Raw genomic sequence first — 15,146 nt, 5'->3', positions numbered from 1 at the left:
GCATGGCAACCGTCCCGGTCATCACCATGAACGAGGTCTCGAAGCGCTTCATCATCCGCAAGGAGAAGTCGCTGAAGGAGCGCCTGGTCAACTTCGGCCGCTCGCGCAAGCACAAAGAAGACTTCTGGGCACTCCGCGACCTCACCCTCGACATCGAGGCCGGCACCACCGTCGGGCTCATCGGCGCCAACGGCTCCGGCAAGTCGACGCTGCTCAAGGTCATCGGCGGCATCATCCAGCCGACGAACGGCGTGGTCCGCCGCCGCGGCCAGCTCGCCGCCCTCCTCGAGCTCGGTGCCGGGTTCCACCCCGACCTGACCGGGCGTGAGAACGTCTTCTTGAACGGCGCGATCCTGGGGCTGTCGCAGAAGCAGATCGAGGGCTACTTCGACTCGATCGTCGACTTCAGCGAGATCCGCGACTTCATCGACACGCAGGTGAAGTTCTACTCGTCGGGCATGTACGTGCGACTGGCCTTCGCCATCGCGATCCACGTCGACCCCGACGTCCTGCTCGTGGACGAGGTCCTGGCGGTCGGCGACGAGCCGTTCCAGAAGAAGTGCCTCGACAAGATCAAGGAGTTCCAGCAGGAGGGGCGCACCATCGTGCTCGTCACGCACGACCTCACCACCGTCGAGGAGATGTGCGACCGCGCCATCGTCCTCTCGCACGGCCGGGTCATCTTCGACGGCGGCTCGGTCGACGGCGTCGCCGCGCTCCGCGAGAACTTCGCCACCTCCTGATCCTGCGCCGCACCGCAACGAACATCGAAAGGTCCTCCGTGAAGGTCTTCGTCCAGGTCCCGTGCCTCAACGAGGAGACGACGCTCCCCGCCGTCCTCGAGAGCATCCCGAAGTCGATCCCCGGGGTCGACGAGCTGCACGTGCTGGTGATCGACGACGGCTCGACCGACCGCACCGTCGAGGTCGCGCGCTCGTACGGCGTCACGCACTTCGTGCACCACGTCCGCAACCAGGGCCTCGCGCGCTCCTTCCGCGACGGTGTCCACTACGCGCTCAGCCAGGGCGCCGACATCGTCGTCAACACCGACGGCGACAACCAGTACCCGCAGTCGTCGATCCCCGACCTCCTCGCCCCGGTCATCGCGGGGGAGGCCGACATCGCCATCGGCGACCGCCAGACCCACCTCATCGAGCACTTCTCGCCCTTCAAGAAGCGCATGCAGCGCTTCGGGAGCCAGGTGGTCAACCTCGCCGCCGAGACCGACCTCCCCGACGCCGCCTCCGGGTTCCGCGCCTACAGCCGCGAGGCGCTGATCAAGCTCAACGTCGTCACCCAGTTCAGCTACTGCATGGAGACGATCATCCAGGCGGGCAACAAGCGCATGAAGATCGCCAGCGTGCCGATCACCACGAACGCGAAGACGCGCGAGTCGCGCCTCTTCGGCTCGATGGGCGAGCACATGCTCCAGTCGGGCAAGGCGATCGTCCGCAGCTACTTCATGTTCAAGCCGCTGGCGTTCTTCGTCTGGCTCGGCATCTTCTTCGGCGTCGTCGGGCTCATCCCGTTCGTGCGCTACGCGATCCTGCTCTCGGTCGACACCGGCGGCAACCACCTGCAGTCGCTCATCATCGGCATCTTCCTGCTCGTGGCGGCGGTGCTGTCGTTCGCGCTCGCGGTCATAGCCGACCTCTTGCGGACGAACCGGATCCTGCAGGAGGAGACCCTCGAGCGCCTCAAGGAGATCCAGTACGGCCTCACGCGCGTCGACCGCTGAAGTCCCCTACTGACGTCGCCTGACGACGTCGCCTGACGTTCACGCGGGCGGAGGTTCTGGCAAGGGTGCATCGTCTACCATGACCCGAGTGGTCGGCCGCGGTGCGCGTAGGGGTGTGCGCCGAGCGGCCGATGTGAATCAGCTCGTACCAGCGAGACGACGTCTCGTGCAAGAAAGGCGGCCCCGGCCATGGCTGTGAAGAGCGACCTCAAGCTCCTCTGGTGGCTCTACCAGGATGTCCCCGTCACCACCGAGAAGGGCGACTCGCCGGCCGAGCTGCTCCGGGCCAGCCTCAGCTGGAAGGTGACCTCGCCGCTCCGTCGCGCGAAGGCGGCGCAGAAGGTCGTCCAGGCGCACTTCCGCGGCATCGACCCCGACAAGACCCGGCCCGAGGCCGACCCCGACGACAGCCGCGCCATCGACCTCTACAGCCTGACCCGCCAGGAGACCCTGCGGCAGCGGATCCTGGCCGTCGCCCCGCACCTGCTCGGCCGCGAGGTGACCGCCGAGATCGAGTCGGGCTCGATCAGCGCCCTCATCGACCTGCTGACCGGCTCGATCGCCCTCGACGACCTCCGGGCGCAGTGGCTGCTCCTGACGGCGACGTCGGCGGCGATGCCGAGCAGCGACACGCTCCGCGCCTTCAACCGCGACTTCGCGTCGGCCGGCGACGACGGCGAGGCGCGCACGCAGGTGCTGCTCGACCACTCGGGGCCGATCCTGGCCAAGAACGCGGCTCACTTCCGGACCGTCGAGGTCGTCACCGACCGCCCGGTCGTCGACGTCGACTTCTGCGCCCGCCACGGCTTCACCTCCGGGGTGCAGAGGGTCGTCCGCGAGACCTTCAAGCGGTGGAACGACCGCGACCCCTTCACGCTGGTCGCGTGGGCTCAAGACGGCAGCACGATGCGCGCCGTCTCCGACCGCGAGCACGCTCGCGTGGTCGACTGGTCGCCCGACATCCGCGGCGACCGGCCGCTCTTCTTCGCCGACGCCTCGGCCCGACTCGTGATCCCGTGGAACACCGTGGTGCTCCTCCCCGAGGTGACCCCCGACCGCTACTCGGCCGAGCTGGCAGCGCTCGTCGAGTACTCGGGCAACGCGAGCGTCGCCATCGGGTACGACGCGATCCCCGTGGTGAACGGCGCCTACGTCAGTCGCGACGACTCGCTCCAGTTCGTCCACTACCTCAGCGTCCTGAAGCACGTCGACCTCGTCCTGGCCATCTCCGAGTCGGCCGGGCGGGAGTTCGAGGGCTTCGCCATGGCTCTCGGCGCGCAGGGCCTCCCCGGGCCCCGCGTCGAGGTGCTGCCGCTGGCCTCCGAGCCCGCGGTCACAGCGGAACCGGCTCCCGTCCGCCACCCGGGCAAGCCCGTCGTCGTGTCGGTCGGCAGCCACGAGCCCCGGAAGAACCAGATCGCCATCGTCTACGCGGCCGAGCTCCTGTGGCGACGCGGTCTCGACTTCTCCCTCGTCCTCGTCGGAGGGCACGGGCCCGCCTGGTACACCGACCTCGACGACAAGATCGCCGAGCTCGCGATCGCCGGCTATCCCGTCACGATCCTGCAGGCCGTCACCGACCGCGAACTCGCGACCGCGTACCGCAGCGCCCGCTTCTCGGTCTTCACCTCCCTGCACGAGGGCTACGGTCTCCCCGTCACCGAGTCGCTCGCCGCGGGCACCCCGGTCATCACGAGCCGCTACGGCAGCATGTCCGAGATCGCGCGCGACGGCGGCTGCCTCACGGTCGACCCGACCGACATGGTCGAGATCGCCGAGCAGATGGAGCTGCTGCTCACCGACGACACGGCCCTCGACCGGCTCCGGGCCGAGATCGACGCGCGGCCCGTCCTGACCTGGGACGACTACGCCGCGTCCATCCGCCGCCACGCCACGGAGGCCCTGCACGCATGACCGACAGCACCCGCACCGCCAGCCCGGTCGACACCCGGAACGCCGACGACCGGCTCCGCAGCCTCCTCGAGGCGTGGGGCGTCCAGCCCGCTGCCGATGCCGAGGGGCTCGTCCCCGCCGTCGCCGACGCTCTCGGTCGCGGTGGCCGCGACCGCGCCTGGCAGGCCCTCGCCTTCATCACCGCGCGGATCCCGCTCGCCGGCGACGTCGTCGCCTTCCGCCGCAATGCGGTCCTCGACGGGTGGGAGGAGACTCTCCGCGACGCGCTCGTCTCGGCCGAGGCCCTCGAGTTCCCCGAGCGGCGGGTGCGCGCCCTCGCCGACGCCGTCGTCGTGGATGTGCACGACACCTGCCGCACCACGAAGATCACGGGCATCCAGCGGGTCGTCCGCGAGACGGTCCGCCGCTGGCACCGCGACCACCCGCTCGAGTTCGTCGCGTGGGACGAGGACGGCACCGCCCTCCGGCCGCTCAGCGACTGGGAGAACAACTCCCTCCTGGGGCTTCCGGGGGCTGTGGACGGCGACGACGCCGAGCTCGACGAGGTCGTCGTGCCGGTCGGCGGCACGTTCGTCGTGACCGAGCTCGTCGCCGAGACCTGGCGCTCGGCCCGCCTCGAGAGCATCGTCCAGCACTCCGGGCTCGAGGTCGACGTGATCGGCTACGACGCCGTGCCGATGACGTCGAGCGAGACCTCCAGCGAGGGCATCGCCGGGCAGTACCCGCTCTATCTGCAGGCCATCTCGCGGGTCGACCGCATCGGCGCCATCTCGGGCGCTGCCGCCGCGGAGTTCGCAGGATGGGCGCACATGCTCGGGTCCACCGGCATCACCGGGCCCGACGTCCGCCACGTGCCCCTCGCGGCCGAGGTCGCGCCGCCGACCGCCGCCGAGCGCGACGAGGCCCGCCGGGCTCTCGGGGTCGTCCCGGAGCGCCCGACCGTGCTCGTCGTCGGGAGCCACGAGCCCCGGAAGAACCACCTCGCCGTCCTGCAGGCCGCGAAGGACGCCTGGGCCCGGGGCCTCGACTTCACGCTCGTCTTCATCGGCGGCGCCAGCTGGTCGAGCGAGCGCTTCCACGACGAGATCGAGGCGCTCCACGCGGCGAAGAGGCCGGTCGTACTGATCAGCAAGGCCACCGACGCCCTCCTCGGCGCGGCCTACGACGTCGCCGACTTCACGCTGTTCCCGTCGCTCCACGAGGGCTTCGGACTGCCGGTCGCCGAATCGCTCGCGCTCGGCACGCCCGTGATCACGTCGCAGTACGGGTCGATGAAGGAGATCATCGATGCGGGAGGCGGCGGCATCCTGGTCGACCCGCGGTCCGATGCCTCTGTGACCGACGCGCTCGTGCAGCTCCTGACCGACGCGCCGCTGCTCCGGCGGCTGGCCGAGGAGGCCCGCTCGCGCGAGGTCCGCACCTGGGACGCCTGGGCCGCCGAGCTCTGGGACTACTTCCGGTCTCCGCTCGCGTAGCCCGGTCGGCGCGGCGCGTCGGCTGCGGCCCCCCGCCGCGGCGCGGTGCGGCTGCCGTCCTGCGGCGCCGTTCCGGCCCGGCCCGGCCCACCCGCTGCCCGCCCGCCTACCGCGGATCGGGCAGATCGGTCCCGTGCTCGAAGTGCGGCAGCCGCAGCCGCCAGGAGCGCTTCCGGGCGGTGATGGTCGCCACGGCCACGAACAGCATGAGGTTCGACTCGAAGAGCACGTAGCTCTCGGCGAGGGCGGTCACGGCGATGAGCAGCAGCACCAGCGCCGGCCAGACGTAGGCGACGATCGGGTGGTCGGACGCCGTCAGCCACGCGCGGAGGAGCGCGAGGCCTCCGGCGGCGAGCAGGATCACGAGACCGATCAGCCCCAGCTGGAACCAGGTGTCGAAGAACGCGCCGAGCCCGGTCTCGGACGGCCTGCCGCCCGTCGAGAGCAGCGTGAACGGGAACACGTCGCTCTGCCAGGCGCCGGTGAAGCCCCAGCCGGCGATGGAGTGCAGGCTGATGAGGCTGCGGATGTCGGTCCAGAGCCGGAGCCGCGTCTCGACGTCGGACGTCGCCCCGATGGCGGCCCAGAGCCGGTCGCGGGCTCCGAGGGCGAGTGCGCCGCCGACGAGCACCAGCACGAGCAGCACCCACTGCATCACGGCCTTCCGCTCGGGCGGCGCCCGCCGGATGCTGCGGAGCGCGATGGCGGCGACGACGAGCACCAGCACGGCGATCGCGGTCACCGGCGACGACGCGAAGACGAGGGTGAGGAGCGCCAGCACCCCGGAGGCGACGGCGGTGCTCTGCGAGATCGACCGCGTCATCCACTCGACGGCGAAGGTGATGAGCGCGAGGGCGGCGAGGAACCCGAGGAAGTTGCGGGTGCCGCCGACGCCCTGGATCGGGCCGCCGTGCGCGATGTTGCCCTGGATGCTGAGGAACGGGAACGGCTGGTCGACCAGGATGCCGCTCAGCACCTCGAGCGACAGCGAGACGGTCAAGAGGATCCGGAGGGCGTCGCCGGTCGCCCGGATCACCTGCACGAGGTCGCGCCCGAGCGCGAGGTACATGCCGAGCGCGCCAAACGCCAGCGCGTAGAAGACCCCGCCGACGGTGACCCAGGTGTACTGGCTCCAGAACACGCTGACCGCCGCGAACCCGAACAGCGCCAGGAGCGACAGGGGCAGGATCCCGCGCCACTCGATGCGGTGGCGGGCACCGAAGAGCGACAGCGACGACAGCACGACCAGGGTCGCGAGCACGGCGACGGAGCCCGGCCAGCCGATCAGCGCGCGCACGGTGTGGATGCCGAGGGCGTAGAGCAGGATCGCGACGGTCAGCGCCTGCGAGAAGGTGCCGCCGGCGGAGAATCCGATCCAGGCGGACAGGTACCGCCGCGGCGGGTCACGTCTCTCGCCGGGAATCGTCACCTCCCGATTGTCGCAGGTGCCGCCGGTGCGCTGGTCGCCGCGTCGCCCGGGGGAGAGTCGGGCGTCGTCCACCAGCGGAGGTTGTCGGCCCGGGTGGCGAGGCAGATGGTCACGAGCAGGGCCCAGCCCCACTCGACGTTGAGGCGCGACTCCGCGAGCCCGTGCACCAGCATGGTCGCCAGGAGGAGGAGCGGGAGCAGATCGAGGGAGTTCCACGGGGCGGGCCGGCCGACCCCGAGCATCCTGCGGTCGGTCGCCCACCACCACGACCTCGCCGCCGTCGTCACGATCACGGCGAGGAACAGCGCGAGTCCGATGAAGCCGAGCTGGAACCACACGTCGAGGTAGGCGTTGTGCGCCTGGAGGTAGACGACGCCCTTGCGGTGGGCGAGGTCGGCGAAGGGAGAGAGGTACGGCTGCCACCAGCCGGTCCAGCCCCAGCCGACGACGGGCCGCTCGACGGCGAGACGGTAGACCGAGCGCCAGATGGTGACGCGGCCGGTCAGGTCGGAGCTCTTGCCGAGGAGGCGCAGGATCTCGCCGCGCGCGACCACGACGACGAGGGCCGTCAGCCCGGCCAGCAGGAGGGCACCGACGCCGACGGTCCAGCGACGGCCGAGCGGGATCCTGCGCGCCAGCACGGCGAAGCCGAAGACCACGGCGCAGAGCACCAGGCAGACCAGGACGGTCGACGAGCGGGTCAGGGCGAGAGCGACGATCGACACGCCGATGCCGAACCAGGCCTGCCGCTTCGGCAGGACGCGCGCGTGCGCCTGCACCGCCGTCACGATGAGCGCGAGCAGCGCGAAGATCGCCAGCAGGTTGCTGTTGCCGGGCAGCCCCTGGATCTGACCGCCGGTGAAGAGGTCGTCGCGGGTCCAGAAGAACGCCTCGGGGTGCGGCGGCGTGCAGTCGACGTAGACGGGGCAGAACGGCTGGCGGACGAAGACCGAGACGACGAGCTCGAACAGCAGCGAGAGCGCCACGATCGCCCGGAGCGCGCGCCCGAGGGCGGTGACGATCGCGGGCCAGGAGAGCGTCGAGACGAGGGCGACGGGTGCGACGGTCGTCATCAGCTGCGTGGCGACGCCGAGGAGGGTGCCCCCGCGGTAGTCCGACCAGATGAGCGACACGATCATCCACGCCAGGAGCAGGCCCAGCAGGATCGGGAGGCGGCCGGGCTTCAGAGGATGCCGCACCACGACGACGACCGACCACGCGACCATGACGAGGCAGGCCGCACCCCAGCCCCACCAGTTGACGGAGTTGCGGAGCGCGTCGCCGAAGAAGAGGACGAGGAACACCAGGGTCGCGAACCCGGTGCGCTCGGTCGCCGGACGGAGGGCGCGGGCGACGGACATGCGACCAGGGTAGACGACCGCGGCTCCCGGGCGGCCCGTCCAGTCCGCCGTGACCGGGCATTGATAGCTTGGGGGCATGTTCCTCGCCATCACGAACGTCCCGCGCGACTACGCCTGGGGGTCGACCGAAGACATCTCGACGCTCCTCGGGCGGAAGCCCTCCGGCAAGCCGGAGGCCGAGCTGTGGCTGGGCGCCCACCCCGGCTCCCCGAGCGTCATCGTGAATCCGGCCGTCGTCGACGGGGCCGACACCCTCGCCGACTGGATCCAGGCGCAGCCCGACCGCGCGCTGGGCCAGGGCAAGCGGCACCTGCCGTTCCTGATGAAGGTGCTGGCAGCCGGAGCGCCCCTGTCGATCCAGGCCCACCCGACCCCGCAGCAGGCCCGCGAGGGCTTCGAGCGCGAGAACCGCGCCGGCGTCCCGCTCCTCGCGACGGAGCGCAACTACAAAGACCCGTTCCCGAAGCCCGAGATCATCTACGCGCTGAGCGACACGTTCGACGCCCTCTGCGGCTTCCGCCCGCTCGACACGACGCTCGCCGACATCCGAGCGCTCGACGACGGCTCGGGCCGACTCGACGCCCTCGGGGCGCACCTCGACGACTCGCTCCAGGCCACGGTCGCCTGGCTCTTCGACGGCGACGACGCAGCCGAGACGATCTCGGCCGTCAGCGCCGCAGCGGCCGCGCTCGTCGCGTCGACCGAGGTCGCGGTGTCGCCGAGCATCGCCACGACGGCCGAGCTCGCGGAGCTCTACCCGGGCGACCCGGGCGTCGTCGTCGCCCTCCTGCTCAACCGCGTCACCCTGTCGAAGGGCGAGGCGCTGTTCCTGCCCGCGGGCAACATCCACGCCTACCTCGGTGGTCTCGGCATCGAGCTGATGGCGCCGTCCGACAACGTGCTGCGCGGCGGTCTCACCCCCAAGCACGTCGACGTGCCCGAACTCCTGCGCGTGCTCGACTTCGAGCCGCTGCCGCTGCCGTACCTCCGCCCCACCGAGGCCGGAGCCGGCGTGAGCCGCTTCGACCCCACCGACGTCGGCTTCGCGCTCCTGCACGTGGTGCCGGGGGAGCAGGGCGCCGTGGTCTCGCTCGGCGGCCCCTCGATCGTCCTGGTCACGAGCGGCGAGCTGCACCTCAAGGGTCAGGACGGCAACATCAAGCTGCGGCAGGGCGAGTCGGTCTACGTGACCCCCGACGAGTGGCGGCTCGCTGTCACCGGCACCGGCGAGGCGTTCGTCGCGACGTCGGCCTGAGCCCCGATAGATTCGACTCATGTCTTGGTTGGTCACCGGCGGCGCCGGGTACATCGGTTCACACGTGGTTCGAGCGCTCGCGGCGGAGGGGCTCGACCCCGTGGTGCTCGACGACCTGTCGTCGGGCATCGCCTCGTTCGTGCCGGAGGGCGTCCCGTTCGTCCGCGGCACGATCCTCGACCAGCCGCTGCTCGAGCGCGCCATCGACGAGCACGGCGTGACCGGCGTGGTGCACGTCGCGGGCTACAAGTACGCGGGCGTCTCCGTTCAGCGGCCCCTGCACACCTACGAGCAGAACGTGACCGGCACGGCCGTGCTCCTCCAGGCGATGGCCGCCCAGGGCGTCGACCGCATCGTGTTCTCGTCGAGCGCCGCCGTCTACGGCACGCCCGACACCGAGACCGTGACCGAGGGCACCCCGAAGAGCCCCGAGTCGCCCTACGGCGAGTCGAAGCTCATCGGCGAGTGGCTGCTCCGCGACCAGGGTGTCGCCACCGGGCTCCGGCACACCAGCCTCCGCTACTTCAACGTCGTCGGCTCGGGCGAGCCCGACCTCTACGACGCGAGCCCGCACAACCTGTTCCCGCTGGTCTTCCAGGCGCTCCTCGACGGGAAGACGCCGAAGATCTTCGGCGACGACTACGCGACGCCCGACGGCACCTGCGTCCGCGACTACGTCCACGTCGCCGACCTGGCCGTCTCGCACGCGGCGGCGGCCCGTCGCCTCGACGCCGGCGACACCCTGGAGGCCGCCTACAACCTCGGCTCCGGCGACGGGGTGTCGGTGAAGCAGATCATGGACGCCATGGCCCAGGCCACCGGCATCGCGTTCGACCCCGAGGTCGCGCCGCGCCGCCCCGGCGACCCCGACCGCATCGTCGCGGAAGGCGTGCTCGCCGGCCGCGATCTCGACTGGCAGATGCGCCACACGCTCCTCGAGATGGTGTCGAGCGCCTGGGAGGCTCGGAAGGCCGCCGCCTGACTCGCGACACGCCCGAGGCGTCAATCACCCTCATTCGGGGGTCGAGGGTTTTATGATGCCCGACTTGACGTACCCCTAGTTACACAGGTGTAATTACAGGTATCGCGACCGCCGGGGAAGCGACGCAACGAGGGGAGATGCGCATTGGCCATCCAAGACCGCAGCGCCCGTGCTGACACCGAGTACCGCGTCGACATCGACTACCGCGTCGAGGTCGACCACCGCGCCGAGTCGGAGTATCTCGACGCAGCCGCCGGGGTACAGAGCTCGCGAGTGACGACCGGAGTGCCGGACGACTGGCACGTCGACCCCGTCCTGCTCGGCGTCCCGGGCGTCCGCAAGCCCGAGACCGACGAAGACAGCCAGCTCTCCTGGCAGGCCGACTCGCTCTGCGCGCAGACCGACCCCGAGGCCTTCTTCCCCGAGAAGGGCGGCTCCACCCGCGACGCGAAGAAGATCTGCGCGTCCTGCGACGTCCGCGCCCAGTGCCTCGAGTACGCCTTGCAGAACGACGAGCGATTCGGCATCTGGGGCGGTCTGAGCGAGCGCGAGCGCCGCAAGCTCCGCCGCCGCGCCTGACTGCTGCAATACTGACCGCCGCAGCACTGGACGGCTCGCCTGGGTCGCCGCGATCCTGCGTCTCTGGCCCCGCCCCGGCCCGCGTTCCTATGAATCGCGGCGGCGCGCGGCCCTGATGCCTGGGGCGCGCCGCCCGGACGCCTAGAGTCACCCACGTCATGCAGCCGAGAGTCACAGCGATCCTCGTCGCCCCGGGTGGGGCGGCCTCCCTCGACAGAACCCTCGACGGTCTGTCGCGCCAGACGCGACCGCCCGAGGCGCTCGTCGTCGTCGACACCGGCGGCCCGTCGTCGCCCGCCTCGCGTCTCGCTCTGAGCGGCGCAGCCACCCTCACCTCGGCCCCCGCGGGCAGCACGCTCGCCGCGGCCGTGGCGCACGCGCTCAAGGCCGTCGGCCCGGCCCCCGCAGGATCGGAGGGCGACGAGTGGCTCTGGATCCTCGGCGAGGACAACGCCCCGGAAGACGCAGCTCTCGAGGAGCTCCTCGCGACCGTGGAGGTGGCGCCCTCGGTCGCCGTCGCCGGTCCGAAGCTCATGCGGTGGGACGAGCCCGGCGTGATCGCCGAGTTCGGCGAGACCATGACCCGCTTCGGCGCCTCGGTCGCCCTCGTGGCCGGCGAGCTCGACCAGGCCCAGCACGACGTCCAGGCCGACGTCCTCGGCGTGGCCGCCGGCGGGATGCTCGTCCGTCGCAGCGTCTGGCAGGCTCTCGGCGGCTTCGACCCGGGCCTGCCCCACATCGACGCGTCTCTCGACTTCTCGACGCGCGCCCGGCTCGCCGGTCACCGCGTCGTGCTCGTGCCCTCGGCCCGCGTGCTCAGCAAGGGCCACCCGGAGGACTTCGGCCGCTCCGAGGGCGGACACGCGCGTCGGTCCCGGCTGCGCCGCGCGGCTCAGCTGCACCGCCGGCTCGTCTACGCACCCGCGCTCGCACTGCCCTTCCACTGGCTGAGCCTGGTGCCGCTGGCGATCCTGCGCTCGGTCTGGCACCTGCTCGCGAAGAACCCGGGGGCCGCCGTCGGCGAGTTCCGCACGGCGTTCTCCACCGCGTTCGGCGGCTCGCACGTGTCGGCCGCCCGCACGAACCTCGCCCGCTCGAAGAAGCTCCGCTGGAGCGCGATCCGGCCGCTCCGGGCGACCGTGGCGCAGCTCCGGGAGCGCCGCGCGGGGGAGCGCGACGCCCTCCTCGCCGGGGCGGAGGACGCCGCCGTCGCCCGCGCGAGCTTCGTCGGCGCCGGCGGTCTCTGGGTCGCGGTCCTCGCCGCTATCGTGGGGGTCGTAGCGTTCTTCCGCCTGCTCGACTCGCCCGCGGTGACCGGGGGCGGCCTCCTGCCCGTCAGCACCACCCTCGGGTCGCTGTGGCACTCCGTCGGGTACGGCTGGCACGAGATCGGCACCGGCTTCGTGGGGCCGTCCGACCCATTCGCCGGCGTCGTCGCCGTGCTCGGGACGCTCACGCCCTGGTCGCCCTCGACCGGGATCGTCCTGTTCTACCTCGCGGCGCTCCCGCTGTCGGCCGTCGGCGCCTGGCTGGCCGCGCGCCGTCTGACCGAGCGCCACTGGGTCCCCGCGGTCGCAGCGCTCGTCTACTCGGTGTCGCCCCCGGTCCTGGCCGCGCTGCAGACGGGGCACCTCGGCGCCGCTGTGACGCACGTCGCCGTGCCGTTCCTCGTGCTGGCGGTGGTCTCCTCGCACCGCTCCTGGGCGGCGGGGGCGACCGCGTCGATCCTGTTCGCGGTCGTGGCGGCCTCGACCCCGTCGCTGATCCCCGCCCTCGTCATCGGCTGGCTCGCCGCCATCGCGACCCGGCCCCGCGGCACGCACCGCATGCTCGGGATCCCGCTGCCGGCCGTCGCGCTGTTCGTCCCGCTGGTGATCGCCCAGGCCTCCCGCGGCACCTGGTGGGCGGTCTTCGCCGATCCGGGCGTCCCGACCAGGTCGGCCTCCGCGTCGCCGCTCCAGCTCGCGCTCGGCTCGCCCGAGACGGGGCTGAACGGGTGGACCGACCTCGTCGCGCGCATCGGGATCACCGGCGGCACGATGGCGATCCTGATCGTCCTCGCGATGGTGCCGCTCGGCATCCTGGCGGCCGTGTCGGTCTTCGCCCCGTCGCGCGGCCGCGCCGTCGCCTGCCTCGCGGTCGCCCTCCTCGGCTACGGCACGGCGGTCGCCTCGACCCACTTCGACATCTCCGGCGTCGGCAGCACGACGACGGGCGTCTGGGCCGGCAGCGGGCTCACCCTCTACTTCGCCGGCCTCGTCGGTGCCGCGAGTGTCTCGCTCGACAGGATCCCGCGCTTCACGCCCCCCGCGGGCCTCCTCCTGGGCGTGGTCGGCGTCGCCGCCTCGGTCCCGCTGATCATCGCCACGTTCGTCGGTGCGGGCACGGTCGTGCCGTCCTCCGGCAGGATCCTCTCGGCCTACGTCACCGCGGAGGCCGTGGCGAAGCCCGACGTCGGCACCCTCGTGCTGTCGCCTCAGCCCGACGGGAGCCTCGCCGTGTCTCTGCAGCGCGGACAGGGCGAGACCCTCGACCAGCAGTCCACCCTCGACGCGACCCAGCAGCGGCTGTCGTCGACGACGCGCGACCTCACGGTCCTGGCCGGCAACCTGGTGAGCCGGAGCGGCTTCGACCCGAAGACCGACCTCCGAGAGCTCGGCGTCGGGTTCGTGCTGCTGCAGGCCGCGCCCGGCGACGGCCCGGGCGACGACCTCGAGCAGCGCGCCGGCGAGGCGCTCGACTCGAACGCGCTGTTCCTCCCCGTCGGCGACACGACCAGCGGGCAGCTCTGGCGGTACAGCGACGCGACTGAGCGGACCACCGCGACGCGGTCCGACGGTCCGCTCCGGCCCCTGATCCTGACGATCTGGGCGATCGTGTTCGGCTCGGCGCTCCTGCTCGCGATCCCGACCACGCCGAGGCGGCGCCGCAGCCGCCCGGGCAAGCCCGAGGCGGAACAGCCCGCCACGACCTTCGACGAGGAGCGAGATGACTAGGCGAACACTCGTCACCACCGGAGTCCGCGCCCTCGTCGGCGTCGTGACGCTCGCCGTCGGAGCCGGCGTCATCGCCGCAGCCAGCGTGCTGCCGCTCCCGACCGTGAGCGACTCTCCCGCCGGTCGACTGGTCACCCCCGTGGCCCTCGACCAGCAGCGGGTCTGCTCCGGCTCCCTCCTCCGCCTCGCCGGACAGAGCGGCGGGTCGGCCACCAGCCTCTCCGCGGCCGGCGTCGCGTCGACCGTGACCGGAGCGGGCGACGGAGACGCGCCCGAGGTGACCACCCTGTCCGGGCCGAGCGGAGCCAGGTCCAAGCCGCTCCTCGTGACGGCGGGCGCGAAGGGCTCGACCAGCGTCCCCCTCGTCGCCGCGGCGCAGAGCCAGCAGGCGGCGTCGACCGACCTCACCGGCTTCGCCGCCTCCGCCTGCACCGAGCCGACGAGCTCCACGTGGCTCGTGGGCGGCTCCACCGAGACCGGACGCACCACCCTGATCGACCTGGTCAACCCGACCGACGTCAACTCGACCGTCGACCTCGCCCTCTACGGCGAGGACGGCAAGGTCGAGGGGCCGGGCCTCAAGGGCATCGTCGTCGGGCCGAACAGCGAGAAGGTCGTGCCGCTCTCCGGCTTCGCGACGAACCTCTCCTCGCCCGTCGTCCACGTCGTCAGCCAGGGCGGACTGATCGGCGCGACCCTGCAGGTCGGCATCGTACGGACCCTCGAGCCCGGCGGCGCCGACACGGTCAGCCCCGCGGCCCCGCCGTCGACCGAGGTGACCATCCCCGGCATCATCGTCCGCGACGGGCAGGCGATCCAGGGCCGCGCGGGTGACGAGGGCTACGGCGACCTCACGACGATCCTGCGCACCTTCGTGCCCGGCTCGGCCGACGCCGACCTCGACATCCAGCTCCGGACCCCGAAGGGCACCGGCGCCACGTTCTCGGTCACCGCTCGCGCCGGCCAGGTGACGGACGTGCCCCTCGACGGGCTCGCCGACGGGCAGTACACGGCGACCATCTCGTCGTCGGCCAAGGTCGTCGCGGGCGTCCGCTCGTCGAGCATCTCGGGCGACGCGATCGACCTCGCCTGGACCGGCTCGGCCCCGAGGATCAGCGGCACCACGATGTTCGCCGTCGCCCAGGGGCCGAACGCGACCCTCACTCTCGCGAACCCGACCGGCAAGGCGGTCGCGGCGACGCTGCGGAGCGCCTCGGGCGCGCCCACGACGCTGACAGTGCCGGCAGGATCGTCGACGCTGCAGCTCCTCCGGACGGGCACGGTGCTGACGCTGTCGAAGGCGGACGGCCTGCGCGCGGCGGTCAGCTACAGCGCGGGCGCCAGGATCGCGGCGTACCCGCTGTTCTCGCCGAGCTCCGTGTCGTCGCCCGTGAAGGTCTACCCGTAGGGCGGTGCC

At 71.9% G+C, this 15,146-nt stretch carries 10 protein-coding genes and 1 pseudogene; 9 read left to right on the top strand and 2 right to left on the bottom strand.

Annotation, left to right across the window (positions count from 1 at the left end):
* Positions 1-2: 2 nt before the first annotated feature.
* From ABD733_RS04830 to ABD733_RS04815, 4 genes and pseudogenes are all read left to right on the top strand, one after another.
* Positions 3-725, top strand: a pseudogene (locus ABD733_RS04830) (ABC transporter ATP-binding protein); the annotation flags it as partial.
* A 56-nt stretch (positions 726-781) separates the two neighbouring features.
* Positions 782-1,738 (top strand): glycosyltransferase family 2 protein, encoded by a 957-nt coding sequence (locus tag ABD733_RS04825; protein ID WP_344793888.1) that lies wholly within the window; start codon positions 782-784, stop codon positions 1,736-1,738.
* 189 nt (positions 1,739-1,927) lie between these two features.
* Positions 1,928-3,652 (top strand): glycosyltransferase family 4 protein, encoded by a 1,725-nt coding sequence (locus tag ABD733_RS04820; protein ID WP_344793887.1) that lies wholly within the window; start codon positions 1,928-1,930, stop codon positions 3,650-3,652.
* Positions 3,649-5,127 carry a glycosyltransferase gene (locus ABD733_RS04815; protein ID WP_344793886.1) on the top strand — a complete coding sequence of 493 codons (1,479 nt, stop codon included), beginning with the start codon at positions 3,649-3,651 and terminating at the stop codon, positions 5,125-5,127. The genes ABD733_RS04820 and ABD733_RS04815 overlap by 4 nt, the downstream gene beginning before the upstream one ends.
* Before the next feature lie 106 nt (positions 5,128-5,233).
* Here the strand turns inward: ABD733_RS04815 and ABD733_RS04810 are convergent, their stop codons facing one another.
* On the bottom strand, positions 5,234-6,556 hold the full coding sequence (locus ABD733_RS04810; RefSeq protein WP_344793885.1) for an exopolysaccharide production protein: 1,323 nt from the start codon (positions 6,554-6,556) through the stop codon (positions 5,234-5,236).
* Positions 6,553-7,917, bottom strand: coding sequence for an O-antigen ligase family protein (locus tag ABD733_RS04805; protein WP_344793884.1), 1,365 nt, complete (start codon positions 7,915-7,917; stop codon positions 6,553-6,555). Before ABD733_RS04805 ends, ABD733_RS04810 begins: the two co-directional genes overlap by 4 nt.
* A 76-nt stretch (positions 7,918-7,993) precedes the next feature.
* On the opposite strand from ABD733_RS04805, the gene manA reads away from it, so the two are divergent.
* From manA to ABD733_RS04780, 5 genes are all read left to right on the top strand, one after another.
* Positions 7,994-9,172, top strand: coding sequence for a mannose-6-phosphate isomerase, class I (gene manA, locus ABD733_RS04800; RefSeq protein ID WP_344793883.1), 1,179 nt, complete (start codon positions 7,994-7,996; stop codon positions 9,170-9,172).
* A gap of 19 nt (positions 9,173-9,191) precedes the next feature.
* Entirely contained in the window at positions 9,192-10,154 is a 963-nt protein-coding gene (gene galE, locus ABD733_RS04795; protein ID WP_344793882.1) for a UDP-glucose 4-epimerase GalE, read from the top strand.
* 315 nt (positions 10,155-10,469) lie between these two features.
* Positions 10,470-10,733 carry a WhiB family transcriptional regulator gene (locus ABD733_RS04790; RefSeq protein WP_344796007.1) on the top strand — a complete coding sequence of 88 codons (264 nt, stop codon included), beginning with the start codon at positions 10,470-10,472 and terminating at the stop codon, positions 10,731-10,733.
* 158 nt (positions 10,734-10,891) lie between these two features.
* Complete coding sequence (locus tag ABD733_RS04785) at positions 10,892-13,729, top strand: glycosyltransferase (protein WP_344793881.1); 2,838 nt, start codon at positions 10,892-10,894, stop codon at positions 13,727-13,729.
* Positions 13,722-15,137 (top strand): DUF5719 family protein, encoded by a 1,416-nt coding sequence (locus tag ABD733_RS04780; RefSeq protein WP_344793880.1) that lies wholly within the window; start codon positions 13,722-13,724, stop codon positions 15,135-15,137. The genes ABD733_RS04785 and ABD733_RS04780 overlap by 8 nt, the downstream gene beginning before the upstream one ends.
* Positions 15,138-15,146: the final 9 nt, after the last annotated feature.

The sequence above is a fragment of the Frondihabitans peucedani genome (assembly GCF_039537585.1).
Lineage (GTDB): Bacteria > Actinomycetota > Actinomycetes > Actinomycetales > Microbacteriaceae > Frondihabitans > Frondihabitans peucedani.
The sequence above is the reverse complement of the archived record's forward strand: the minus strand, read 5'-3'. Positions and strand labels throughout refer to the sequence as shown.

What these genes read in the sequence shown, in the direction of transcription:
- ABD733_RS04820 (WP_344793887.1), top strand. Translation starts at nt 1,928, where the DNA reads ATGGCTGTGAAGAGCGACCTCAAGCTCCTCTGGTGGCTCTACCAGGAT.
- ABD733_RS04815 (WP_344793886.1), top strand. Translation starts at nt 3,649, where the DNA reads ATGACCGACAGCACCCGCACCGCCAGCCCGGTCGACACCCGGAACGCC.
- ABD733_RS04805 (WP_344793884.1), bottom strand. Translation starts at nt 7,917, where the DNA reads ATGTCCGTCGCCCGCGCCCTCCGTCCGGCGACCGAGCGCACCGGGTTC.
- manA (WP_344793883.1), top strand. Translation starts at nt 7,994, where the DNA reads ATGTTCCTCGCCATCACGAACGTCCCGCGCGACTACGCCTGGGGGTCG.
- galE (WP_344793882.1), top strand. Translation starts at nt 9,192, where the DNA reads ATGTCTTGGTTGGTCACCGGCGGCGCCGGGTACATCGGTTCACACGTG.
- ABD733_RS04785 (WP_344793881.1), top strand. Translation starts at nt 10,892, where the DNA reads ATGCAGCCGAGAGTCACAGCGATCCTCGTCGCCCCGGGTGGGGCGGCC.
- ABD733_RS04780 (WP_344793880.1), top strand. Translation starts at nt 13,722, where the DNA reads ATGACTAGGCGAACACTCGTCACCACCGGAGTCCGCGCCCTCGTCGGC.